This window comes from Bacillus sp. FSL R5-0560, from assembly GCF_037966305.1.
GTDB lineage: Bacteria > Bacillota > Bacilli > Bacillales > Bacillaceae > Bacillus > Bacillus mojavensis.
Window position 1 is genome coordinate 1869629 of record NZ_CP150195.1, and the last position, 24931, is coordinate 1894559.

The 24931-nt window shown below is 39.9% G+C and carries 29 protein-coding genes and 2 pseudogenes; 23 read left to right on the forward strand and 8 right to left on the reverse strand.

Annotation, left to right across the window (positions count from 1 at the left end; all coding sequences use genetic code 11):
- Positions 1–262: 262 nt before the first annotated feature.
- Together NST56_RS09650 and NST56_RS09655 are read right to left on the reverse strand one after the other, a co-directional pair.
- Positions 263–622, reverse strand: a complete 360-nt coding sequence (locus NST56_RS09650; protein WP_010334324.1) for a hypothetical protein — start codon at positions 620–622, stop codon at positions 263–265.
- Between the two features lie 148 nt (positions 623–770).
- Positions 771–2099 (reverse strand): S8 family peptidase, encoded by a 1329-nt coding sequence (locus NST56_RS09655; protein ID WP_339181532.1) that lies wholly within the window; start codon positions 2097–2099, stop codon positions 771–773.
- Positions 2100–2321: 222 nt separating this feature from the next.
- Here NST56_RS09655 and NST56_RS09660 point away from each other — a divergent pair, with 222 nt between their 5' ends.
- From NST56_RS09660 to NST56_RS09670, 3 genes are all read left to right on the forward strand, one after another.
- Positions 2322–2555: a WYL domain-containing protein gene (locus NST56_RS09660; protein WP_168747899.1), complete on the forward strand. Its 234-nt coding sequence runs from the start codon at positions 2322–2324 to the stop codon at positions 2553–2555.
- A 285-nt stretch (positions 2556–2840) separates the two neighbouring features.
- Entirely contained in the window at positions 2841–3548 is a 708-nt protein-coding gene (locus tag NST56_RS09665) for a poly-gamma-glutamate hydrolase family protein (RefSeq protein WP_010334326.1), read from the forward strand.
- Between the two features lie 71 nt (positions 3549–3619).
- A complete protein-coding gene (locus NST56_RS09670; protein WP_010334327.1) occupies positions 3620–4075 on the forward strand; it encodes an OsmC family protein in 456 nt (151 codons plus the stop codon).
- Between the two features lie 12 nt (positions 4076–4087).
- On the opposite strand, the gene NST56_RS09675 is transcribed toward NST56_RS09670, so the two are convergent.
- The 3 genes from NST56_RS09675 to NST56_RS09685 form a co-directional block, all read right to left on the reverse strand.
- Positions 4088–4441 carry a multidrug efflux SMR transporter gene (locus NST56_RS09675; RefSeq protein WP_168747902.1) on the reverse strand — a complete coding sequence of 118 codons (354 nt, stop codon included), beginning with the start codon at positions 4439–4441 and terminating at the stop codon, positions 4088–4090.
- Between the two features lie 13 nt (positions 4442–4454).
- Positions 4455–4772 carry a multidrug efflux SMR transporter subunit EbrA gene (gene ebrA, locus NST56_RS09680; RefSeq protein WP_010334329.1) on the reverse strand — a complete coding sequence of 106 codons (318 nt, stop codon included), beginning with the start codon at positions 4770–4772 and terminating at the stop codon, positions 4455–4457.
- A gap of 155 nt (positions 4773–4927) precedes the next feature.
- Positions 4928–5170 carry a hypothetical protein gene (locus NST56_RS09685; protein ID WP_010334330.1) on the reverse strand — a complete coding sequence of 81 codons (243 nt, stop codon included), beginning with the start codon at positions 5168–5170 and terminating at the stop codon, positions 4928–4930.
- A 99-nt stretch (positions 5171–5269) separates the two neighbouring features.
- On the opposite strand from NST56_RS09685, the gene NST56_RS09690 reads away from it, so the two are divergent.
- The 10 genes from NST56_RS09690 to NST56_RS09735 all read left to right on the forward strand — a co-directional run bounded on the left by NST56_RS09690 (position 5270) and on the right by NST56_RS09735 (position 13780).
- Positions 5270–5674 carry a YmaF family protein gene (locus NST56_RS09690; RefSeq protein WP_029441282.1) on the forward strand — a complete coding sequence of 135 codons (405 nt, stop codon included), beginning with the start codon at positions 5270–5272 and terminating at the stop codon, positions 5672–5674.
- A gap of 100 nt (positions 5675–5774) precedes the next feature.
- Positions 5775–6719 (forward strand): tRNA (adenosine(37)-N6)-dimethylallyltransferase MiaA, encoded by a 945-nt coding sequence (gene miaA, locus NST56_RS09695; protein ID WP_339181542.1) that lies wholly within the window; start codon positions 5775–5777, stop codon positions 6717–6719.
- A gap of 39 nt (positions 6720–6758) precedes the next feature.
- The gene (gene hfq / locus NST56_RS09700) at positions 6759–6980 is read left to right on the forward strand and encodes an RNA chaperone Hfq (protein ID WP_003221097.1); all 222 of its coding nucleotides are present in this window, start codon (positions 6759–6761) and stop codon (positions 6978–6980) included.
- A 169-nt stretch (positions 6981–7149) separates the two neighbouring features.
- On the forward strand, positions 7150–8700 hold the full coding sequence (amyS, locus tag NST56_RS09705; protein ID WP_339181545.1) for an alpha-amylase: 1551 nt from the start codon (positions 7150–7152) through the stop codon (positions 8698–8700).
- Between the two features lie 132 nt (positions 8701–8832).
- Entirely contained in the window at positions 8833–9105 is a 273-nt protein-coding gene (locus tag NST56_RS09710) for a YmzC family protein (RefSeq protein ID WP_168747909.1), read from the forward strand.
- A gap of 81 nt (positions 9106–9186) precedes the next feature.
- Positions 9187–9417 (forward strand): hypothetical protein, encoded by a 231-nt coding sequence (locus NST56_RS09715; protein WP_010334335.1) that lies wholly within the window; start codon positions 9187–9189, stop codon positions 9415–9417.
- Between the two features lie 232 nt (positions 9418–9649).
- A complete protein-coding gene (gene nrdI, locus NST56_RS09720; protein WP_168747910.1) occupies positions 9650–10042 on the forward strand; it encodes a class Ib ribonucleoside-diphosphate reductase assembly flavoprotein NrdI in 393 nt (130 codons plus the stop codon).
- On the forward strand, positions 10002–12104 hold the full coding sequence (gene nrdE, locus NST56_RS09725) for a class 1b ribonucleoside-diphosphate reductase subunit alpha (RefSeq protein ID WP_010334337.1): 2103 nt from the start codon (positions 10002–10004) through the stop codon (positions 12102–12104). The genes nrdI and nrdE overlap by 41 nt, the downstream gene beginning before the upstream one ends.
- A gap of 17 nt (positions 12105–12121) precedes the next feature.
- On the forward strand, positions 12122–13111 hold the full coding sequence (gene nrdF / locus NST56_RS09730; protein ID WP_010334338.1) for a class 1b ribonucleoside-diphosphate reductase subunit beta: 990 nt from the start codon (positions 12122–12124) through the stop codon (positions 13109–13111).
- 48 nt (positions 13112–13159) lie between these two features.
- On the forward strand, positions 13160–13780 hold the full coding sequence (locus tag NST56_RS09735) for a hypothetical protein (protein WP_010334339.1): 621 nt from the start codon (positions 13160–13162) through the stop codon (positions 13778–13780).
- 65 nt (positions 13781–13845) lie between these two features.
- Here the strand turns inward: NST56_RS09735 and NST56_RS09740 are convergent, their stop codons facing one another.
- On the reverse strand, positions 13846–14613 hold the full coding sequence (locus tag NST56_RS09740; protein ID WP_010334340.1) for an N-acetylmuramoyl-L-alanine amidase: 768 nt from the start codon (positions 14611–14613) through the stop codon (positions 13846–13848).
- A 1022-nt stretch (positions 14614–15635) separates the two neighbouring features.
- On the opposite strand from NST56_RS09740, the pseudogene NST56_RS09745 reads away from it, so the two are divergent.
- From NST56_RS09745 to NST56_RS09765, 5 genes and pseudogenes are all read left to right on the forward strand, one after another.
- A pseudogene (locus tag NST56_RS09745) lies at positions 15636–16196 on the forward strand (AAA family ATPase); the annotation flags it as partial.
- A gap of 104 nt (positions 16197–16300) precedes the next feature.
- Positions 16301–16594, forward strand: coding sequence for an AraC family transcriptional regulator (locus NST56_RS09750; protein WP_339181551.1), 294 nt, complete (start codon positions 16301–16303; stop codon positions 16592–16594).
- Positions 16595–17161: 567 nt separating this feature from the next.
- Entirely contained in the window at positions 17162–17398 is a 237-nt protein-coding gene (locus NST56_RS09755; protein ID WP_339181553.1) for a hypothetical protein, read from the forward strand.
- A gap of 258 nt (positions 17399–17656) precedes the next feature.
- The gene (locus NST56_RS09760) at positions 17657–18496 is read left to right on the forward strand and encodes an SMI1/KNR4 family protein (RefSeq protein WP_339181556.1); all 840 of its coding nucleotides are present in this window, start codon (positions 17657–17659) and stop codon (positions 18494–18496) included.
- Positions 18497–18588: 92 nt separating this feature from the next.
- Positions 18589–19473 (forward strand): HNH endonuclease, encoded by an 885-nt coding sequence (locus NST56_RS09765; RefSeq protein ID WP_268291982.1) that lies wholly within the window; start codon positions 18589–18591, stop codon positions 19471–19473.
- An 80-nt stretch (positions 19474–19553) separates the two neighbouring features.
- On the opposite strand, the gene NST56_RS09770 is transcribed toward NST56_RS09765, so the two are convergent.
- Together NST56_RS09770 and NST56_RS09775 are read right to left on the reverse strand one after the other, a co-directional pair.
- Complete coding sequence (locus NST56_RS09770; RefSeq protein WP_339181561.1) at positions 19554–20036, reverse strand: PH domain-containing protein; 483 nt, start codon at positions 20034–20036, stop codon at positions 19554–19556.
- 15 nt (positions 20037–20051) lie between these two features.
- Positions 20052–20951, reverse strand: coding sequence for a thermonuclease family protein (locus NST56_RS09775; protein WP_339181565.1), 900 nt, complete (start codon positions 20949–20951; stop codon positions 20052–20054).
- A 180-nt stretch (positions 20952–21131) separates the two neighbouring features.
- Between NST56_RS09775 and NST56_RS09780 the strand changes: the two genes are divergently transcribed.
- The 5 genes and pseudogenes from NST56_RS09780 to NST56_RS09800 all read left to right on the forward strand — a co-directional run bounded on the left by NST56_RS09780 (position 21132) and on the right by NST56_RS09800 (position 24851).
- Positions 21132–21383, forward strand: coding sequence for a hypothetical protein (locus NST56_RS09780; RefSeq protein WP_339181567.1), 252 nt, complete (start codon positions 21132–21134; stop codon positions 21381–21383).
- Between the two features lie 41 nt (positions 21384–21424).
- On the forward strand, positions 21425–21856 hold the full coding sequence (locus tag NST56_RS09785; RefSeq protein ID WP_268374085.1) for a hypothetical protein: 432 nt from the start codon (positions 21425–21427) through the stop codon (positions 21854–21856).
- A gap of 102 nt (positions 21857–21958) precedes the next feature.
- Positions 21959–22473, forward strand: a pseudogene (locus NST56_RS09790) (SMI1/KNR4 family protein).
- Between the two features lie 150 nt (positions 22474–22623).
- Entirely contained in the window at positions 22624–24339 is a 1716-nt protein-coding gene (locus NST56_RS09795) for a ribonuclease YeeF family protein (RefSeq protein WP_339181571.1), read from the forward strand.
- A 14-nt stretch (positions 24340–24353) separates the two neighbouring features.
- Positions 24354–24851 (forward strand): SMI1/KNR4 family protein, encoded by a 498-nt coding sequence (locus tag NST56_RS09800; protein ID WP_268287019.1) that lies wholly within the window; start codon positions 24354–24356, stop codon positions 24849–24851.
- The last annotated feature ends 80 nt before the right edge of the window (positions 24852–24931 follow it).

A 24931-nucleotide genomic window follows, 5' to 3' on the forward strand; every position in this document is an offset into this window, starting at 1 on the left:
TTGAAGAATGGAACGGCCGCATATTGTTTGGTAAAGTGGGAATGGAAGAGAGAATGAAAGAACTTCATATTGATAGGTATGGTGAAAATGGTTACTTATGCGGTACATACATCTTTTTATACTAATAACAGAATTACAATATACTTTTACCTTTAAACATAACGTAAATATCGGCTTACGGGTAAGGAAATGATTCCATGCAAACAAGCGCCTTTGGGGCAATTTCAAAGGCGCTGTATTCTTTCGACAGGTGAAAGTTTCTTCATTTGTTTTGTACATCAATAGTATATACCGCACGATCAGTCAGTACCTTCAATCCGCCATTTTCTTGGTGAATGTGAATATCTCCTAATAAAGGAATTTCATAAGCGTTCTGCGGAAGCGGTACGTCTCCAGCTTCAGTAAAGGTTGTTCCTTCGCCTTCCAGGACGAGTTCGTCATTTGCAACGTAGTCGTCAGGGTGGTTTGTGCTGCGTATGCCCACTTTTTGAAGGTGAAGAACAATCTGATCCAAATCTGAAATCTCGTCTTGGTTATTGGTCAGCTCGCCTTTTCTAATATCAAGCGTCTGGCCGATCCGCTCTCTCAACCATTCGGAAAGCTCAGTGTTGTTGAGTGTCATCAGTCATTCCTCCTTTTGATCTATACTGTACTATTCCCAATTGTTTTATGTTTTACACTCTGCTGGATATAGCGGCTTATGTACGCTAAAAAAACACTGCTGACCCTTTTTATAAAGAACCAGCAGTGTCCACGAAGATCATGAAATCTTATTCACCAGGAATAGCTTTCTCGGCATTGATTGCTCCGGCACCGTAAATATTCGGGTCTTCGCCTGTCCATTTATCGGCCCCATTTTTAAGCAGCTCTTTCACTTCATCCGGTGTTAGGTCTGAATTTTGCTGGAGTATTAAGGCGGCGATTCCCGCACAAATTGGCGTTGCCATTGATGTCCCTGACATTGTGAAATACTGGGACCCTACACGGCTTGATTTTTGCAGCTTATCGATATATGAATTCGGTGAGCGAAGGGAAATGATGTTTACGCCCGGCGCTACAATATCGGGCTTTTCTTTCCCGTATACAGTCGGTCCGCGGCTTGAGAAAGAAGCGACTGTATCATCTTCGCTGCTTCCTGTATTGTTATCGTCAAACGCACCGACAGTAATGACTTTTTCGCTTACACCAGGGCTTGAAATAGTCTGCTGATCAGGGCCAGAATTTCCGGCAGCAACACAGACGACAATCCCGGCGTTCCAAGCTTCTTCAACTGCTTTGACTAAAGGATCTTCTAGTTCATTGTCATAACGCAGCGCATCGCCGCCAAGGGACATGCTGATAATATCAATTGGTTCATCCGGATTGTCTTCATTATATTGAATGCACCATTCGACGCCTTCAATAATGTCCGCTAACGTGCCTGAACCTTGTTTGTTCAGCACTTTTACTCCAATTAAATTGGCTTCCGGTGCAGGGCCGCGGTAACGGCCGGAAGACGACGCGCCGCTGCTTGCGACATCACCTGCGCAGTGTGTGCCATGTCCATTATCATCATACGGCTCTGTTTTTTGGTTTACCATATCGGCAAAGCCAATAATTCTTCCCTCTAAGTCAGGGTGCGGGTAGATTCCTGTATCGACTACTGCGACTGTAACGCCTTTACCTGTTAAGGTTTGCCCGTTTCTGACGACTTCCTTTGCATGGCTTGCTTCGGCTGCTGTGTCAAGAAGCGCTTTGACTTCGCGGTTTAAATATACTTTACGGATATCGCTGCATTCAGAAAGAAGAGAATGCAATGCTGAAGGGGTAACCTCTGCGCTGCAGCAATTGATTTTGTTAAAACGTTTTTTTAGCTTGCTGCGTTTTTCTTTTTGCAAAACCTGTCCCGTCATTTGAAAGCCTGCCTCATGGCAGCCTTCCTCGAATTCTATGATGACCGACATTTTTTTTCTGTTATTTAACTTTGTTTCAAAAAACTGATGCAAAAAGCAAGGAGTCCACTTGAAGGGCTTGTAGAGCTGCAAGACGCTTTCCCGCAACGGCCAATCAAGCTTATGAGCGTTTGCTCTCACCATTTGTACCATAGAGTAGCCAAACATCGATTTTCCTCCTATTAAGAAGTTCTCTGTATACTCTATGAGTGGATCGTATGTTTGGTAAGTTTGTTTGTCCTTTAGAGGAGGCGACAAGAGTTTGTTTTTACGAATCTTTTGAATCTGATACGAAAGAATCATGTGTACTGTTAATCATTGGGTATTGAAAAGGAACGTTTGTTCGTATTATAATTTATATATATTAATCAGGAGGGAGTGATAGATCGTATGGATATTTTCTTACGCCGGTCTTTGGAAGATCAAATACCAATCTGCATTATATATATGAAGAAAGACGGCACCATAACAAAAAGAACGATTATCGTCAGGCAGAAAAGCAATACACAAATTAAAGCTTTTTGTTTTACGAACCATCAGATCAGAACGTTTTTATTAGACTCTATCCTCTCCTGTGACTTTGCGCGAACAAGGAAGCAAGAACCCCGGTTCGCAGGACTATAACAGGCTGTCGGCTTCAGCATCCCTGACAGCCTGGTTTTTAGTAAAACCTTCCTTATACCTCTATACATTTAATTACCAAGTGAGGTTGTTCCTACCTTTTTTGTTTTTCCTCTCAATCTTTTTTCACTGATATTTGTATATAACCGCTGATAAATGTGACATTCAATTGATTTTTTGAAACCGGGAACTTTTTCACTGATGATATAGTGTATACAATGGTAAGATAAAACCTATTGACTACACCTCATATAATGAACCTTGCCATTCTTGTGAAAGGAGTTTAACATGAGAAGATTTTTACTAAATGTCATATTCGTCTTAGCCATAGTCTTATTCATAAGATATGTTCATTACTCATTAGAACCTGAACCATCTAACCAGCCGGATACATATTCAAATTTCAGCAGCCTGGCAGAGAATGAGGACCCTGCCGATTATGATATTTCTTATCAAGAGAAAAAAGGGAGCAAAGTTTTAATCATGTCTCCACACGGCGGAAGAATTGAAGGTGGAGTAAGTGAGCTTGTGCGTTATTTCAACAATGACTACTCGACTTACCTGTTTGAGGGCTTAAAGTCACAGGATAATCAAACGCTGCACATTACAAGCACCAACTTTGATGAGCCATTGGCTAAAGAGAAGATTAAGGAGCACCAGTACGTTGTCGCTTTTCACGGATATAAAGGAGAAAACAAAAATACACTTGTCGGAGGCACAGACCGTAAGCGGGCGAAAATGATTGTCAGAGCTCTTGAAAAAAGAGGGTTTTCCGCCGAATTAGCGTCCTCTCAAAGCGGCCTTGCAGGATTAAGTGCAGATAACATTAATAACCAGGGGGAAACCGGGCTGAGTATCCAGCTAGAAATCAGCCGTGAACAGAGAGAAGCCTTTTTTGATGATTTTTACTATAAAGATAGGAAATACACGAAAACCAGTGAATTCTACTCTTATGTTCGCGCGATAAAACATGTACTTGAAAAAGAATATTCCTAATAAGCAAATCAGAGGACAAAATCAAGGAAGATCAGTAGACTGAAATGGAATCCATTGAAGGAGGCAATCATATGGCAGATCATCATTTTTATTTAAAAGCGAATTGGCCGGGAAAACGTAATGATGTCGGCACAATCGAAAGCGGCAATCTCATCACGTCTATTTCCATTCCTAAAGAAATGGACGGACCGGGGGAAGGGACCAACCCGGATGAAATGCTTCTCGGGGCAGCGGCAACCTGTTATATTATTACACTTGCTGCTATGATGGAAAGAAGCGGACTGGAAAAAGAAGATCTGCAGATGGAATCAGAAGGCATAGTTGATGTGACAAGAGGGATCTTTACATACAAAAAAATCATTCACCGCCCCGCAGTAGTCCTCAGACACGATGCCTCAAAAGAAGACGTAGCGTTAGCCCACAAGCTTTGTGAAAAAGCGGAGTCTTCTTGCATGATCTCACGAGCCATTCAAGGAAACGTCGAATTGCAGCTAGAAGCTTCTGTGAAAATATCGGGGCAATCATAAAGAAGCAGACGGTCAATGACAGGCCGTCTGCTTTTTTTCTTTATTAGGGGCTTTTGACTGATTTAACAGCACAACGCCTGCAATGATGAGTGTTAGCCCACATATACCCTTCAAGCTGACAGTTTCGCCAAAAAGCAAAAAACCGACTACCGCTGTAAGCGCCGTCCCGATACCGGACCAAGTGGCGTATGCGCTTGATAAGTCTATGGTTCTTAAAGAAAAGCTTAAAAACGTGAAAGCGGACAGAAATCCGGCAGCCACTCCGATAATAGGCCAGAATTGTGTAAAGCCTTCGGAGAATTTGAGCATTGTGCTCCCAAATACCTCAGATAATATGGCAAGAGCCAAATAAAGAAATCCTCTCATATACAACACTCCCTTACTGCCAATTAAGCAGCACAACACCTGAAATTAATAGACCAATCCCAATAAGTCCTTTTACATTCAGTTTTTCTTTGAAAAATTTCGCCCCGATCACGGCCGTCAGCACCGTACCCACGCCGCTCCATGTCGCATATGAAAGGCTTAGAGGGATGCGGTTTAGGGTCAGCGACAGCATATAAAAGGCAAGGGAATAACCAATCACGACCAATGCACTCGGCTTCCACTTTTTGAAGCCGTCAGACACTTTCAGCATGGCTGCTCCGATTGATTCTGAGCATATGGCAATTGTGAGGAATAAGTATCCGATCATCATCGTAATCCCCCTCACTCAAAATATGATAAATGTAAGTTAATGAAAAGATCATCAGCTAGAAAAATATTAGTGTAAACCTATGTATGAGTCAAGAGATTCATTTTACCTCAGGTTCGGGGGATAAAAAAGACCCCTTTTATAAGGGGCTGCCGGGTTTAATAGTAATATGGGTACGGAGGATATGGATATCCGCCATAAAAATAAGGGTTAAATAAAGCGCTTCCTACAAGTCCGCCTACCAAACCGCCAAAAAAAGGTCCTCCGTAAAATCCAAATGGCCGTCCAAAGCCATAGCCAAACCCAGGTCTAACCCAAGGTCTTCCAAATCCGTAGCCAAACCCTGGTCTGCCAAAGATTCTTGCATCATTTCCAGCAATGAAATGCTCCACTTCGTTCATTTTTTCTTTCCTCCAATAATAAAGTATAGATGATGCAGTGTATTCAGCCTATCTAAATTTGATTGGGCGTTCAGCTCAAAAAGAAGGAGAGTGAACTGATTGGGCCTGTATCAATCTGACTGGGCCAAGGCGCCGCCTCACGTACATGCTTATCGAGCGAAAACGACCAGCGAAGAGGGGCATTATCATATCATTGAAGGTTTTACTCAGCCGGCAAACGGAACGAATACGGATCGCCATACACACTATTTCACTGGGATTACTTCGTTTGAAAATGGCCATTTCCACCGCTATTACGGGATCTCAGGCCCTGCCATTCCACGGGCTGACGGCACGCATTATCACGAAATTGAAGAAAACACTTATCTCGCTTATAACGAGCCGATTCAGATCCGTTACGGAGGCGTTGTGTACGATCCCCGAAATCAAACCAGGAAGACGCATCGCCATCATTTGAAAGGTAAGACACGGGAGATCGTCGGAAATGAGCCTCTTGGCTGGTAAAAGAGATGTTTACTGCTGCAAAAAAAGGGCAAAATGGATAGGTGATTATATATGATGAATGCTATAATGGGGGGAGATTTGTAAAAGAGAGTGATACATAGTGAAAAATAAGAAACAGCCCGTTGTCATATTAGTCGGACCAACGGCAGTGGGGAAAACCAATTTAAGCATTCAGCTTGCTAAGGCTTTGAACGCGGAAATTATCAGCGGAGACTCCATGCAGGTTTATAAAGGAATGGACATCGGGACAGCTAAAATCTCTGAACAGGAGACAGAAGGTGTGCCTCATCATCTGATTGACATTCTAGATCCGGCAGATTCGTTTTCCACCGCGGATTATCAAGGCTTGGTCAGAAATAAAATCAGCGAAATTGCAAACAGAGGAAAGCTTCCGATGATTGTCGGCGGTACGGGGCTTTATATTCAATCCGTCCTTTACGATTATACATTTACGGAAGAGGCGAACGATCCGGCGTTTCGGGAAGAAATGCAGAAGGCTGCGGGGCAGAAGGGGGCGGAATTCCTTCACGCTAAACTGGCTGCGGCTGATCCGGAGGCAGCAAAAGCGATTCATCCGAATAATACAAGAAGAGTGATTCGCGCACTGGAGATTTTACATACATCTGGTAAAACGATGTCGCAGCATTTAAAAGAGCAAAAGCGGGAGCTGCTGTACAATGCTGTATTAATCGGGCTTACAATGGACAGAGACACGCTTTATGAAAGAATTAATCAGCGGGTCGACCTGATGATGGAAGCCGGACTTCTTCCGGAAGTGAAACAGCTCTACGACCGAAAATTGAGGGACTGTCAATCGATACAGGCGATCGGCTACAAGGAGCTGTACGCATATTTTGACGGATTTGTGACACTTTTTGAGGCTGTCGAGCAATTAAAGCAAAACTCCAGACGGTATGCGAAACGCCAGCTGACGTGGTTTCGCAACAAAATGCCGATTGAGTGGTTCGATATGACACCGCCTGTTGATATTGAGCTGAAAAAAAAGGAAATTTTCACACATATAGCAGGAAAACTGCAACTTTAATCGAAACTGTATGATATAGAGAATCAAGGAGGACGAAACATGAAACCGATTAATATTCAGGATCAGTTTTTGAATCAAATCCGCAAAGAAAATACGTATGTCACTGTTTTTTTACTGAACGGCTTTCAATTGCGCGGCCAGGTGAAAGGCTTTGATAACTTTACCGTATTGCTAGAATCGGAAGGTAAGCAGCAGCTTATATATAAACATGCGATCTCGACTTTTGCACCGCAAAAAAACGTCCAGCTTGAATTAGAATAGACCATACAAAGATATAAAGAAATAGAAGAACCTCGGGCTTTCAGCCCGAGGTTTTTTGTGTCGCAGAAGCTCCTATAGAGATTACAAAAAATATAGGAATTTGGTTATTTGTGTAAATTTCATATTAAGGTACAATGATTTGTGATTATGCTGGAAAGGGGAGAGGAAAATGATTCACAAACGAAAACGTGCCGTATCATGCGGACTGGTGGTTTTGTTAACACTGCTGTTTGTCGCGCTACCGGTATCTAAAACTTGGGCAGCAAGCATAAACGGCACGCTGATGCAGTACTTTGAATGGTACCTGCCTAATGACGGACAACATTGGAAACGTTTGCAAGAAGATGCGGGGCATTTATCTGAAATCGGAATCACTGCTGTATGGATTCCTCCTGCATACAAAGGAACAAGTCAATCTGACAATGGATATGGCCCATATGATTTGTACGATTTAGGAGAATTTCAGCAAAAAGGGACGGTGAGGACAAAATACGGCACAAAGCATGAGCTTCAGTCAGCGATCAGCTCCCTGCATTCGCAAAACATCCAAGTATATGGTGATGTCGTTTTGAATCATAAGGCGGGCGCGGATGCAACAGAAGATGTAAGGGCGGTCGAAGTGAATCCGAACGATAGGAATCAGGAAATATCAGGAGAGTATCAAATAAAAGCATGGACAGACTTTCATTACCCAAGCCGCGGAAGCACGTACAGCGATTTTAAGTGGCATTGGTATCATTTCGACGGAGCAGATTGGGACGAATCCCGAAAGCTGAACCGCATCTATAAATTTCAAGGGGATGGAAAGGTATGGGATTGGGAAGTATCCAGGGAAAACGGCAACTACGATTATTTGATGTATGCAGACGTCGACTATGATCATCCGGATGTTGTCGCAGAAACAAAAAGATGGGGTACCTGGTATGCGAACGAGCTTCAACTCGACGGTTTTCGGCTCGACGCTGTTAAACACATTAAATTTTCGTTTCTGAGTGATTGGGTAAAGGCAGTCAGGCAATCAACAGGAAAGGAAATGTTTACAGTTGCAGAGTATTGGCAAAATAACCTGAACGAACTCGAAAACTATTTGAATAAAACTGATTTTAAGCAATCCGTTTTTGATGTTCCGCTTCATTATCATTTGCAGGCTGCATCCTCACAAGGGGGCGGTTATGATATGAGACATTTGCTGGACGGCACTGTCGTAGCGAAGCATCCTATGCAAGCGGTGACCTTTGTGGAAAATCATGATACACAGCCGGGGCAATCTTTGGAGTCGACTGTACAAACATGGTTTAAGCCGCTCGCGTATGCCTTCATATTAACGAGAGAGGCTGGTTACCCGCAGGTTTTCTATGGAGATATGTATGGAACAAAGGGTTCATCATCAAGGGAAATTCCGGTGCTCAAAAATAAAATAGAACCTATCTTAAAAGCACGTAAACATTATGCATACGGGACCCAGCATGATTATTTTGATCATGAGGATGTGATTGGCTGGACGAGGGAAGGTGATCAATCCGCCGCCCAATCAGGATTGGCCGCTTTAATCACAGACGGTCCCGGCGGGTCAAAGAGGATGTACGTCGGGAAGCAAAATGCCGGCGAGACATGGTATGACATCACTGGGAACCGCTCCGCTCCTGTTACGATTGGTTCTGATGGATGGGGAGAGTTTCATGTAAATGGGGGTTCAGTATCTATTTATGTACAGAAGTAAGAAATAGAGGGGCTGAGAAACTAGCAGCCTCTCTTGTTTATTTTATCTTGCGTGGTCTACTTGATAATGAGAACATAAAAAGGGGTGAAATGTATATAATGTAAAAAATTTGAATGTTAGGGGAGTTAATGAATGTTTTCTGAATTCGAAGCGGAGTTAAGACGAATCAGAATTGCACTTGTCTGGATTGCCGTATTCTTATTGTTTGGTGCGTGCGGGAGAGATGAGACAGTGATTGAAACAGATAGCGGAGATTCTTATGAAACGCCCCAGCCAAGCTCATTTCCGCTCGAAAATAACCATTTTGGAATCGTAAATGACGGCAATATAGAAATTTATGAGTATAATGAGGCTGATAACAAGGTAAAGCTTAAAAAAGAGTATCCATCTGATGAGCTTGAATAAAATTCACAAGCATGGAATTTTACAAAGCAGACGCAGGCCGCTAAACTGAATACTGACACAGAACATACAGAGGGTGAAATGATGAAGCATAAGATTGTTGTCAATCACTGGGAAGAAATCTGTGAAGACGATTCCTGCTATGAATATGGAACGAGTATTATTGTTAATGGAAAAGAATTAATCAGAGAAGCCTCAATTATAAGCGCATTGAAGGCAGTTTTAGAAGAAATCGGCGCTGACGCAGAAATAGAAGAAACTGTCGAAAGCGAAAAATGCTGTGACAGTATAAGAAAAAAAAATCTAGACTACTAAGCAGTTTTTTTTCGTGTTATGATATACATCGGCTTAAAAACGACACTTCGAGTAGGATGAGAGATGATTCTCGTTCTGCTCTCTTTTTTGGGCCCTGATGAGGGTGCCAGAGAGAAAATATGAATTTTTTATTAAAACGAATCTATATATTGTGTTTTTGCCAGAGGGTAGTATACTATATATAGTGTTAGTGGTTGAGAGATTCATATTTTTTGATAGGTCGTGATAAAACGTGGTACAAATCATATTTGATTCAAAAACAGGGAATGTTCAGCGCTTTGTAAATAAGATAGGCCTTCAGCAGATCCGCAAGGTGGACGAAATTGACCATCTGGACACTCCGTTTGTTTTGGTCACCTACACGACAAACTTCGGCCAAGTACCGGCATCAACACAATCATTTCTCGAAAAATACGCCCATCTCTTATTAGGCGTCGCTGCGAGCGGCAATAAAGTATGGGGCGATAACTTTGCGAAAAGCGCCGATACTATTTCAAGACAATATCAGGTGCCGATTTTGCACAAATTTGAACTCAGCGGCACATCTAAAGACGTTGAATTGTTTACTCAGGAGGTAGAAAGAGTTGTCACAAAATCAAGTGCCAAAATGGATCCAGTTAAATAACGAAATCATGATCCAAAAAGATGGAAAATTTCAGTTTGATAAGGATAAAGAGGCTGTACATAGCTATTTTGTAGATTATATCAATCAAAACACAGTATTCTTTCACGATTTAAAAGAGAAGCTGGATTATTTGATTGAAAATCAATACTATGAAGAAGAGTTTTTAAGCCTTTATTCTTTTGAAGACATTAAAGAAGTGTTTAAGACAGCTTACGCTAAGAAGTTTCGTTTTCCTTCCTTCATGAGTGCGTTTAAATTCTATAATGACTATGCTTTGAAAACGAATGACAAGAAAAAAATCCTCGAGCGTTATGAGGACCGGATCTCAATTGTTGCGCTGTTCTTCGCAAACGGCGACACTGAGAAAGCAAAAGAATATGTGAACCTGATGATTAATCAGGAATATCAGCCGAGCACACCGACATTTTTAAACGCGGGCAGAAAACGCCGCGGAGAACTTGTGAGCTGCTTCTTGCTCGAAGTCAATGATTCTTTAAACGACATTTCAAGAGCGATCGATATTTCCATGCAGCTTTCTAAACTGGGCGGCGGGGTTTCTCTTAACCTGTCCAAGCTTCGCGCAAAAGGTGAAGCCATCAAAGATGTTGAGAATGCCACAAAAGGCGTTGTAGGCGTCATGAAGCTTCTTGATAACGCGTTCCGATATGCTGACCAAATGGGACAAAGACAAGGATCTGGCGCGGCGTATTTAAACATTTTCCATCGCGATATCAATGATTTTCTCGATACGAAAAAGATTTCTGCCGACGAGGATGTGCGCGTCAAAACACTTTCTATCGGTGTGGTCATTCCGGACAAGTTCGTTGAGCTTGCGCGTGAGGACAAAGCGGCTTATGTATTCTATCCGCATACCATCTATAAAGAGTATGGACAGCACATGGACGAAATGGACATGAATGAAATGTACGACAAGTTCGTCGACAACCCTCGGGTGAAAAAAGAGAAAATCAACCCGCGGAAATTGCTTGAAAAACTGGCGGTGCTTCGTTCTGAATCAGGCTATCCATACATCATGTTCCAGGATAATGTCAACAAAGTACATGCGAATAACCATATTTCAAAGGTGAAATTTTCTAACCTTTGCTCCGAAGTGCTGCAGGCATCTCAGGTTTCTTCTTACACAGACTACGATGTAGAAGATGAAATCGGTTTGGATATTTCCTGCAACCTGGGATCGCTTAACATTCTCAACGTGATGGAGCACAAATCGATTGAAAAGACTGTTAAGCTTGCGACTGATTCTTTAACTCACGTTTCTGAAACGACTGATATCCGTAATGCGCCTGCTGTAAGACGGGCAAACAAAGCGATGAAATCAATCGGTCTCGGCGCGATGAACCTTCACGGATACCTTGCGCAAAACGGCATCGCGTATGAAAGTCCAGAAGCGCGCGACTTTGCGAACACATTCTTTATGATGGTGAACTTCTACTCTATCCAGCGTTCTGCGGAGATCGCAAAAGAGAAGGGCGAGACGTTTGATCAATATGAAGGATCAACCTATGCTACCGGTGAATATTTCGATAAGTACGTTTCAACTGATTTCTCACCGAAATACGAAAAAATCGCAAATCTGTTTGAAGGTATGCATATCCCGACGGCAGAGGACTGGAAGCAATTAAAAGCATTTGTCGCTGAACACGGCATGTATCACAGCTACAGATTATGCATTGCGCCGACAGGCTCGATTTCATACGTTCAGTCAAGCACGGCATCTGTCATGCCCATTATGGAACGAATTGAAGAAAGAACATACGGCAACTCAAAAACGTACTACCCAATGCCTGGGCTTGCATCTAATAACTGGTTCTTCTACAAAGAAGCCTATGATATGGATATGTTCAAAGTCGTAGATATGATCGCGACAATCCAGCAGCACGTTGATCAGGGAATCAGCTTTACATTGTTCCTAAAAGATACAATGACGACTCGTGATTTAAACCGGATTGATTTGTATGCACATCACAGAGGAATTAAAACCATTTACTATGCAAGAACGAAAGATACTGGGCAAGACAGCTGCCTTTCTTGTGTTGTTTGATTAAAGGAGAGTTTATAGTGACGAAAATTTATGACGCAGCAAACTGGTCAAAGCATGAAGACGACTTTACCCAAATGTTCTATAACCAAAATGTGAAACAGTTCTGGCTTCCGGAAGAGATTGCTTTAAACGGCGATCTCCTCACATGGAAGTACCTCGGGAAAAACGAGCAAGATACGTATATGAAGGTACTGGCCGGATTGACTCTTCTTGATACAGAGCAGGGGAATACAGGAATGCCGATCGTGGCTGAACACGTAGACGGCCACCAGCGGAAAGCCGTGCTGAATTTTATGGCGATGATGGAGAACGCCGTTCACGCAAAATCGTACTCTAATATTTTCATGACACTGGCACCGACTGAAACGATTAATGAAGTATTCGAATGGGTCAAACAAAACAAATTTTTGCAGAAAAAAGCGCAAATCATCGTCGGACTCTACAAAGCGATTAAAAAAGATGATGAGATTTCACTGTTTAAAGCCATGGTTGCATCGGTGTATTTAGAAAGCTTCCTATTCTACAGCGGTTTCTATTATCCGTTATATTTCTACGGACAAGGAAAACTGATGCAAAGCGGTGAAATCATCAACCTGATCCTTCGTGATGAAGCGATTCACGGTGTTTATGTCGGACTTCTCGCTCAAGAAATCTACAATAAGCAGACAGAAGAGACAAAAGCAGAACTTCGCGAATTTGCCATTGACCTTTTGAATGAGCTTTATGAGAATGAGCTTGAGTATACCGAGGACTTATATGACCAAGTCGGACTCTCACACGATGTCAAGAAGTTCATTCGCTATAATGCGAATAAAGCGCTGATGAACCTTGGATTTGATGCGTACTTTGAAGAGGAAGATATTAATCCGATCGTTTTAAACGGATTAAATACAAAAACAAAATCACATGACTTCTTCTCCATGAAGGGGAACGGGTACAAAAAGGCGACCGTTGAGCCGATCAAAGACGACGACTTTTTCTTTGATGATGAAAAAGAGCAGATATAATATCTGCTCTTTTCGGCTTGAAGGTTGAAATAGGAGGACGCAGTAATCATGGGAAAAATGGACGAAATCATTTTGGTCGCTCCGCGCGATGAAGTGTTTAAAAAAGAAAAATTGACTTTTCAAGGCGTAAACAGTGAAGATGCCCGAGTAGCAGAAATTATGGCTCAAATTGAGGCGACCTATCGTGAAATGAGAAGGGGAGACGCCGAAGAAGATCCTCATTATAAGCAGCCGATTCCTTATGTCGTCATTAAACGCGAGGATGAAGTTTTCCTCTATGAGCGGCTGGCTGGCGGCGGGGAATCACGTCTTCACAATAAGCTTTCTCTTGGCTTTGGCGGCCATATGAATCATATTGAAGGAGCCGCTTCTTTTGCCGAGGTCTTAAAGCTGAACACAGACCGGGAGCTTGATGAAGAACTGCAAATCGAGGAAGAGGATAAGCAGGCCATTATCACATTAGGTTTGATCAATGATGATGACAACAGTGTCGGTAAAGTGCATATCGGTATACTATCTGCGCTTCAATTAAAGCCCGGCTCACATGTGGAAGTCAAAGAGAAAGAGCAAATTGCGGGTAAATGGATGAAAATTTCGGAACTAAAACAAACAGACATTTATAACCGACTGGAAACATGGTCGCAATTTGTGGTTGACATTCTTGAATAAAAAAACCCGGTTTCTCATGAAGAGGAACCGGGTTTTTTTATCAGGCATGCTCGTCTACAGCAATATTATGACTCTTGGATGACCACAGCGTCAAACCCGGCATTATCTGCTCTGGCGGCAAGGGCGTCAGCATTATCTTTGGAGGAAAATGCGCCGATCTGCACCTTATATAATCCGTCCTTCAAGAGCACAATGGCGTCAAAGCCCTTAGACTCTGCGCTGCTTGCAAGATTGTCCGCATTTGCTTTGACCTTAAAAGCGCCAATTTGAACCTTATATAATCTTGAGTCGGATGTCTTTTGAAGGCTGAAGGCTTGCTCCAACCCGTTTGCATGACCTCTTGCCAAGCTTTGAATAAAGCTGCTCGTTTTAAGCTTGTTCGCATCTGTAACCGTATCAATAAAACCGTTTTCCGTAAGCAGGGCAGGCATTGAGGATTCCCTTAATACGTGGAAGTTTGCTGTTTTTTTGCCGCGGTCGGAAAAGTCGACAGCTTGTATGACTTCAGAGTGAATCTCCGATTGATAAGTCGTTGTCGGTGCTCCGACTCCCGGATAAATGTAGCTTTCGAAACCTGTTCCGCCCCCGGCATTAATGTGAATGGATAAAAAGAAATCTGCTCCCCAGTTATTTGCAGCATTTGTCCGGTCGCTTAAGCTGACATATTGGTCGCTTGTCCGGCTCAGCAGCACAGTGACACCCTCATACTCATTCGTCAATATAGTGCGTAAAGCTAACGCAATTTGCAGGGTTAACGTTTTTTCTTGAAGACCATTGCCTGTTGCGCCTGGGTCGGACCCGCCATGACCTGGATCGATAAAAATTTTAACCATTCTCCATCACCTCATTACAGGATATGAAAAAAGACGGCTTCTGCTTGTACGATTATCATCCGGCTGAAAAATGAGGAAATTAACCCTTGTTACACGTAAAATTATTTCTCGGGAAAGCGCACAAATCAACAGGATGCGACAGGAAGGTTGCTAAAAGTCTGCTTTTTTTACACAGCTATGGTGCGTTCCTCCATTTCGGGATTCGTTTACTGTTAAAGGCGATATACCAAGTGCCAGACAAAGATTATAAGGAAAGAATGAGTGATTTTATTTCGATGTTTAGACATGGAAGGTTTCTTAGACACACCGGTCGAATGAAAGGGGAAGCTGTAGCTGCTTTTATACATCACGCCAAAATCCTCTTGCTCGATGAGCCGACAATCGGTTTAGGATATCGTTGTGAAAAGTAGAATACAGCAATTTCTTCATCACGTAAATACTGAGGATAAAACGACGATTTTCTCACCTCTCATCAATTGATGGCATTGAACGTTTATATAAACGGATCATCCTGATTGATGAGGGAGAAATCACATTCGACGGACCAAAAGAAAAGCTGTCACAATTGACGAACAGTAAGGGAAGCTTGGCTGTTGAAGTAAACGCCGTTATGCAGACTGGAATTCACTTTCATGTCAACCTACTGAAGTGAAAGGGGACACGTTATACTTTCATACATCTGATGATTCACAAATTCATCAGCTCATCCCAAGCATATCTGCGCAATATACTGTTTTACAAATAGAAATAACAGAGGCCGGCATCGAGAATATACTGACGGAGGTTTATACATCAAAGAAATATCACCTTCATAGCTGTGTGTTCTAACAAATTTGCTAAAAATAAAATCTCTTGGTTTGTCCACCCTGTGTCCGTGAATACAATAAGAAATAAAGTATTTCTCGGGAAAGCGCAGGATTCCCCATGGTTCCCGAAAAAAAGCATTTGTTTCGACACATGATAGGCGTTTGTCACATAAGGCATACGCTTGAATATCATATAGAGAGAATTGAGAGGTGAAAATGTTGGAGCGCGCTGTGACTTATAAAAACAACGGACAGATCAACATTATTCTTAACGGACAAAAGCAGGTGCTGACAAATGCTGAGGCAGAAGCGGAGTATCAAGCCGCTTTGCAAAAAAACGAAGCTAAGCACGGCATTTTGAAGGAAATAGAAAAAGAGATGAACACACTGGTTGGAATGGAGGAAATGAAGCGAAACATTAAGGAAATATACGCATGGATTTTTGTCAATCAAAAACGTGCGGAACAAGGCTTAAAGGTGGGAAAGCAAGCGCTGCATATGATGTTTAAAGGGAATCCAGGGACTGGGAAAACGACAGTTGCGCGGCTTATCGGCCGGCTGTTCTTTGAAATGAACGTACTGTCTAAAGGTCACCTGATCGAAGCGGAACGTGCTGACTTGGTCGGGGAATACATTGGCCACACCGCCCAAAAGACGAGGGATTTAATCAAAAAGTCATTAGGCGGCATATTATTTATAGACGAAGCCTATTCCCTTGCAAGAGGCGGCGAAAAGGACTTTGGGAAAGAAGCGATTGACACGCTCGTGAAGCACATGGTTTTAACTTTTATGCCACTTCCCAACTCGATATCCCTAAGCCTGAACGCCAGTATAAATACGTATGGCAGCAATATTTAGAGCGATTTAATGAGATCAAAAAAATGCACTTTGAAGAGCTTAAAACTGTAGGAGAGATATCTAAGGAACTAAATATTTCAGATTGGATTATATTGGATTTATTTGAAGCTCAAAATGTGGACAAGCTTTCATTTCCGGAGTTGTCTAAGCGTAGACGAACCAAAGACTTTGCTTTTCTTTATGATCTACATTTCAATAATAAAATGAGCCTGAAGGAAATTAGTCGGGCTTACGGTTATTCTCCACCTTATATTCGTCAAGTTTTTAAAGATCAGGGAATTCAACACTTAACCTTTAAAAATCAGTATAAAAAGTGAGGAGTATATAGTCTTATTGAAACAGTAAGTATGTTGGACAATTATACTCGTGTAACTCGTTTATGATAAATCGAATAATTCTTAAATCAGACCTCGTCTTCAAAAGTCGGGGTATTTTTTTGTTTTTCGAAGTGCATACGCAGTTAATAATGAACGAAGAAATTTCAGCGAAAAAATGTCCGTTTTGAAAAGTTTATACGCAGTTATTAATGAGGGAGGAAAAGTTTTACTTCTGATGTCGCAAAATCGAATACACCGATGGGGTTTTACTTATGAAGGGCGATAAGACTTAGTGAAAAGGTTGTGCCATTTCGAATCTAACCTCGCAGTTATTAATGACGGAAGAAATTTGCGCGACATTTATTCGACGTGCATATTATCTATTGAGCATATGAGAGAGGGGGTGGATCATTGACTATGAAGGAACATTAGGATAAAACAGTGTACTTTCAAAACTCTGTTAAAATATCGCAACTAACTATTTATAATGCTTGTGAGGAAAATTTCAACCTGTCAAACCTGCAATTATCCTACAAAATCTAAAAAAATTATTAGGAGGAAATAATAATGGGTCAAACAAAAAACGTAATTTCACCACTGATCTCTAACAATTTTGGAGCAATCGTAACGATACTAATTGCTATGTTCCCAAAATTATTCCCAGCAATCGGAACATTCTTGCTTAGCCTGAACATTTATGTATGGGTAATAATTCTTCTACTGCTCATTATTGCTGGACAACAAATCTTTATTTTTGTGATTAGAAAGAAATTAAGTTTTATATACATAGTTATTAGGAGCTGATCTCAATAAAATTCACATTTTATTTAAACCTGAAAGCTGCTTGAATACCTCGCAAATATAAAGTATCCTGTATATGTATCATAGTTGGTATATCAGCCACTATAGGCCAGAGAGTTCCCTCACATACTCTCTGGCTTTTCTTCTAAGATAAGCCTCACCGCCTGTTTTAATTTCCAGCACTAATTTCAATGAAACTTTCCGAATTTAAAAGCGTATATGTCTTGAAGTATCATTACATAGCCCATAGGAGGTAATACCATGAGTGAGATTTGGGAGAACAGTGAATATGATCCTTTTAGGTTAAAAGACATCAGTGAAGATGAAATAAAGAATGTTGAACAAGAGTTAAACTTAACTTTGCCTGAACAATATAAAAAATTGATCATTCAGCAAAATGGTGGATTAATTAATTTTAATGCGTTCCCAACAGATCAGGAAACATCTTGGGCAGACGATCATATTGAAGTTGATCATATTAGAGGTATAGGAAAGGATATAGGAATCTTAGAGAGTGAGTACCTAATTAAAGAGTGGGGGTTACCACAAAGATTATTGTTAATACAGGGAGATGGGCATAATTGGGTAGCCTTAGATTATCGTCTAACTAATGAAAATCCACCTGTTCATTACTTTGACTTAGAATTAAATAATGATTTTAAGATTGCAGATTCATTTGATGAATTCTTATCTAAACTCTATACACATGAATACCAAGAAGTTCAAGAAGACGAAAATTTAGATTTTGATGAAATACCAAGTATTGATCCAAATGATCCAGATGCTATTCAGAAGGAAGAAGTCGAAAAAATTCTTGCTAATAAGAACCCTATGGAGATTCATAGGATTTCTCTTTTTCCAATCCAAAGTGTCGAAGACCTAAAGTGGTTGCTGAACATTATTAATGATAATTCCATAGGGGCACAAGGTGACATGGCTTTTGAATTGGCTGACGTATTGATGTCAGTTGTTTCTTCATGCTCACAACAAATAAAGTCGAATAATTTAAAAACTGTGGTTCAAGAAGCTGCTCAGGAGTTAGGAAAGTCCAGAAATGAAGATACTGGGATTATATTAGATCAACTTAAAGACTTTTTGTAAAATGAGTATTATTTTCCTCTTTTTGTTTATTTTTAACAACATTTGTACTAGAATGGGAATGTGTTAAAAATCCTAAAGAAAAGAGGGAATTAATGAAAAGCTATCGGAAGATTTTGAGTGTCGTTTTGAGTTTGCTTCTCCTGCTAACTTTTGTGTTACCGAACTTTGCTGAAGCACAGTCAATTGAGCAACCGGTTCAATCTGGGACAGAGACAATTCTAGGATCAGATGAAAATCCGGTTGATCCCGAGTATGAAGAGTATGAGGATGACTTTAACTACGAAGAGGATACATACGAAGATTACTCTGATGTTTCGGAAGATTCGTATTATGATAATTTAGCAGATGCCCCTGTCTATGAAGATGAGGATTTATTAGAAGATGGAGCTACGCAAGAAGAAATCAATGAAGACGAAAGTGTTCCTGATAGTGAATTTGAAGAGAATGTTGTAACTCCGACTGAAAGCGCCACTGAACCAGAAACTGATGATGTAGGTGAGGACGAATCTTATCATGCTCAGTGGGCTTGGTTAATTCCACCTGCAATTGCTGTTGTTAGTCGTGTCGGAGGTAAGCTCTTAGTTAAGCAGACGTTAAAGTCAACAACAAAGAAAATTGCAGTCAGAAATGGTAAGCTCGCAGGAAAGAAGCATCCTAAGACTGGTGTGAAATTTAATTCTAAAGGTTTTCCTGTTTTCGCATCTAAATACAATTACAATCTCCCTATGAGTCTAATTAAATCTTCAAATGGTACACAATTTAAGAATGCAAACGCATCTTTGAAGAAGGCAATTAATACTTGGGAGCATGCGAAAAAATTCAATAAGTATCAGATTCAAGACATTAAAAATGGGAAAACTCCACGAGGGTATATATGGCACCACCACGAAAATACAGGCAGATTGCAATTAGTAAATAGAACTATACATGAAAAAACCGGACATACAGGTGGTAAATCTATCTGGGGTTCTCTATAAAATATTCCTCTCCTCTTTTTAGAGGAGGGTTTTTAATGTTTGTTGCTAAATAAAAAAAGAAAAGCCCAAAAACGGGCTTTTTAATTTGTTTGCTGTCTTAGTATAGCTACTATTTTATCAAGAGAATGTTCATCAATATTTCTAATGGTGCGTTTGCTACTCATACCAAGCTTACCTTTGATTTTTAAATGGAGAATGCCCAATTGCATTGTAGCCATTCCCAATGGATTTGGGGCAATATCAAAATCAACTTCTTTGATACTTTTAAATTCAACAACTTCAGTATCTGCACCGCCGAAAATACCGCCTTTCATAGTAACAAATAGAAGTTTCTTTTCAGTAATAACCATAAAACCAAATTTAGTAAGCTTTGGATCAGCAGAAGTCATATGTAAAATCTTTTCCTTTTTTCCAACTTCTTTTTTTAAAGCTTTAATTGCATATTCATAAAACTTTCTTTCTGATTTAGGGAACTCTTGAATGATAGACTCAAGATCTTTTAAGAATATTGGGTAATCTATGATTCCATACTTAGAGTTTAATTTATGAAATTTTTGTGCCATCACTTATCTCCTTTTTTATCGTTCACATGCATAGTTGTCATGATCCCTGTCCATTTTAGATTGGTAAGCAGGGTGAGAGCTAGGTACTCCATTTGGATACTTTTTTCTTAACTCAGTACAATTTTTAAACGTTTCTGTCTCTCCAGTTGACGCTGAAGAAGAGGAAGATGCATCATTTTCACTTGAAGTGGAAGTGTCACTCGATACCTTTGGAGTTGTAGGCTGAGATGTTGCCGGTTTAGATGTTGTCGCTTTTTTAACCGCAGTATTTTTCTGTTTAACACAGCCATTAAATCCTTTGTCAGTCACATATCCATTCTTACTCCAAATTGAAAGCTTCTCTGATTTTGCTTCCTGCTCGTCTTTCTTAAATTGGTCTATGTATTTCGTATTTGGCTCATATACATATGCTACTCTGGCTAATCCTTCTTTTAACAGTGTTTCTTGAACAGACTTGCCATCGACATATACGTAAGCTAACAATCTTCCATATTTATCTCGGTGGTCACCTTTATCAAATTCTAATTGCAGTTTGCCGTCGCTAACCAATTCTTTGTTTCGTTTAGATGCATCCTCACCGTATGGCTGAACACAAGAGTCTGGCTTTTTAGACTCAGGAGTGTCAACTAGTAAGTAACGAACTGTATCAACGTTCCCGTTGTATTTAACCTTAATCGTATCTCCATCAACAGCTCTATCTAATGTAACATCGACCAATTCCTTATTGTCTTTTGCCTTAGATTTGTCAGCAGCCTTTTCCTTTTTAGCTTCCTTTTGTTCTGTCTGTTTAGCATCCCTAGAAACTTGTTGTGTTTCTTTAAGTTCTGTACTGCTTTTTTCAGTATCATTTGAGCCGCAGGCAGCTAATGATAAGCTTAAAGTGAATACAGCAAAGCCTAATATTACTTTCTTCAATTTCATTTCCCCTTTTAGAATGTTTGTTCTCTAACTATATCGGTAGATCATCAATAATTATAATCCTGTATCCAATTATTGTGAATTTAATTTTTCCTTAATATCATCGCATTTCTCTTTAAGACTTCTTGGCGTGTGTTAAAATTTTACTGAATTCATATTCAAAAAGGGAATGTGATTATGCTTGGAATCAACGTTGAAAAATCAAATGAAAACTTAATTATCAATTGGCAGCTATCCAAAATTGAAATTCCAATCAAAGAAATTAACGATATATTCCTTGATCCAAACTATGGGGGGAGGGGAGAGAGCGCAGTAAGGATTGGGTTTCCTTATGGCTCTACGGACAGAGTAGTGATTAAAACAGCAAATAACACTTATATTTTGTTCACCACTAATGCTGCTTCAATTATGAGTAAAATTGTTTCTTAATAACCTATTGATGTCTTATCATGTTCAAAAAGAGGGATAAAGTGATTAATATAATTTATGATGTTAGTACCCTTGAGGGTTCTTGTTATATAGAGGTTCTCCCTGACAGGTATAAAGACGAATGTTGGAATTCTTCTTCTATTTTCTTTACAGAAGATAACTTTGGCTATCTTTTGCCTGTCTTTGAAAAGTGTTTTAAGAGCTTCGATTATTTTGCTTTCAACGAAATAAAAATAGATACATGGAAGTTGATTATTAAAGAATTGGAGAATGTAAAACAATATTTAATTAATAATCCTCAATCTCAATCATTAAAAGATGTTTTAGGGTTTCCATTTATTTATTCTGAGGAAGAGTTTATGGAAAACTATGATACTAATGTAAAGCAGTTAGTTTCGATGATTACTGAGTTTCAATCATGGATAAGAGAAAAAAGTGATTCAACTAAGTTCATTTCCGTTTTGGGAATGTGAAAATAGTGTCGGGGATTTCTAATAATGGATTTCTTTTAATTTCGCTATTCAATGATTTCGTGTGATGAAATTTAGTGGAGTGATCATAAAGGAGGAGCATTGATGGAAGAAGGCAAACTTATTCACTTGACAATTGCAGGTATTAAAGAAGCTATTTCCAAGTACGGCACTTTTCCGATGATTCAACCAGGTGGCTTCGTGTTAGAAGATGCTACATTTGAATTTAATGAACCCGCAACAGAAGAAGAAATTAGAAAATTAGAATCTCATTTTAATGTAAGTTTACCGAAGGATTATAAGGAGTTCTTAGCTCTACATAATGGATTGGAGTTTCTTGATGGAATCGAAATACTCAGCATTGAAGATGTTATGAAATACAATGAAACAGAAGACCTACCAGAAAAGTGTTTTTAATTGGATATCATTTTGATGGAAGGTATGTTATAGATTCGAATAGATATGGAAAAGGGGACTTAGATTACTTATTTTATTTGGATTCGATTGATCATTTTGATGAAGCAGTAGATTTAAAGGCGAATTTTGAAATTTGGTTTGATCGACTTTTAAGCTCAAATGGAAATAAGTATTGGGAACTTGAAAGAGATGCTAAAGCTTAATATAAGAACATAAATTAAAGATGCACCCAAAGATTTTTTAGTTTTACATGTTAATCATTAAAGGGTGGTCATTTTGGCTGTCTTTTTCTGTTATTCAAATAGATAATTGTGGTAAAATTTACATAGAGTAGGGATAGGAAGGAGAATGATATGAAGGTATTTGAGGCTGATTCATTACTCTCTGAAGCAGATAAAAGAACCAAAGAGTACAAGGAACTAAGGTCACAAATGGTGAAGCTCAGAAAAGCCTTTAAGGACGTAGCTGACCTAGATGACAGCGAGTTTTCCGGTAAGGGCGCAGACAACATTAAAGCATTTTATCAAGATCATGTCGGTGTTACAGATCAATGGATTGATTTAATTGATATGAAAATTGCTTTCTTAAGCAGCGTTTCTGCAAAACTTGAAGATGCTAAGATGTCTGATGCTTACATAGAAGAATCCTTTCTAGAACACGAGTTGGCTAACGCTTATACAAAATCAAAATCCATTATGTCTGAACAGAAAAAAGCAATGAAAGACATATTAAACGACATCAATGATATTCTTCCCCTTGAAATATTCTCAACAGAAGACTTCAAAGACAAACTTTCTTCTGCAGATGACAAACGTGAAAAAACAATCGATAAGCTAAACAAGCTTGATGAGGATTTAAAAACAGAATACGCTGAAACAGAACCAAACGAACAATTTATTCAGCAAGACTTTAAAAAGCTGCAGGAATCAACAGGCAAAGGGAAGAACGCCACCCCGATTCACTATAACGCTAAAGCGTACAGAGAAAGTGACATACATAAGAAAAAAGGCGATATTGAGAAGCATTCTGAAGCTTACTTAAGTGTGAAAAAAGAAGAAGCAAAAGAACGAGAAATCAAAGAATTAAAGAAAAAACTTAATGATGGTATGTCTGATCCTGATGAGTATTTAGAGATCGCTAAGAAAGTAGGCTACGAGAATCTGGAGCCATCTCAAGTTCAGCTTGCGGTGCAAATCGAACAAGCGAAGCAGCTAGAGGGAGCAGGAGAAATCACCTGGGATATCGTAAAAGGTGTAGGAGTTGGTTTATACGATGTTGGAAAAGACACTGTAACCGGTATATGGGACTTGATCACCGATCCAGGAGAAACATTGTCAGCACTGGGCAATGCAGTTCTTCATCCAGTCAAAACATATGATGCTGTTTCAGCAGCAATAGAAGAGTCATATCAAAAAGATATGGTGAATGGGGATGCCTATTCTAGATCAAGATGGGTGACGTATGCAATTGGCTCAGTGGCTGCAGCTGTTGTCGGAACAAAAGGTGCAGGAGCCATTAACAAAGCAGATGCAGCGGGCAAAGTGATAAACAAAGCAAGTCAAGCAGGGAAGAAAATTAAGGACGTTAAGATTCCAGATTTGCTTCCGTATAACCCTAAGTACGATCTTGCTATGGCAGGGGACGTGCCATACAATGTAGTGGATGGAGCAAACTTAAAAAATCAACTAATGAGTTTTGCTAAAGGGTCAGATAAAGAAGTAAAACCTTTCGATGTCGTTGATTATAGACCAAGTAACAGTCCTTTAGAGAATCATCACGGTGTAATGGATGTATGGGCTAAACATAATGTTCGGAATTATGTGAGTAGAGGTAGTAATACGCCAACAGTAGCTTTAACTAAGGAGCAACACAATGCTACCAAGAAAGTTTATAGAGAATGGTTGTACGAAAAAACAGGGAAAAAAGTTGGCGGCAAAGTAAATTGGAAAGAAGTATCGCCTAGGGAAATACAAGACCTTACTGAGAAGATGTTTGATGCTGCTAAAGTTCCTAAAGAAGCAAGACAGCAATATTATAATGCATTTAATCAATACAACTTTAGAAAGTAGGTGCGGACATAGATATGAGTATCGATATGTTAATCAAGAAGATTGCTTCTACATCAGATTGTCGGCTGTTTGAAGCTGATGGTCTCCCAATACTAGACGAGAAACATCAACTACCAATAGATATTAGTGAATTTTATGAACAATGTGGTGGTGCAGTTTTATTTGAAAATGCGGATTATCCAATATACATAGTTAGACCAGATGAGTTTAAATTGGCTAATCCCATTATTGTTGGAGAACTCTGTGAAGAAGACATTTCATCCGAGTGGTATATTGTTTGCACGGATGGAAAAGGAGAATATCTAACAATTGACTTAAACGAAGAGAGAAAAGGAAAATGCTATGACAGCTTTTTTGATCGACATGGAATAGTCGGTGAAACACAGGTGATAGCAAGCTCATTTACCGATTTAATACAGCGACTGCTTGAGAATAAGGGTAAACATTGGTATTGGTTAAGGAATGACTTTATATCACTAGGCGATGCATATGATGGCGTAGAAATTGAATAATCTCTTAAAAAAAGTATTGCGATGTTGAACTCTCTTTTTGAGAGTTTTTTTATTGGTTAAAACAATGTATAAGACACTTT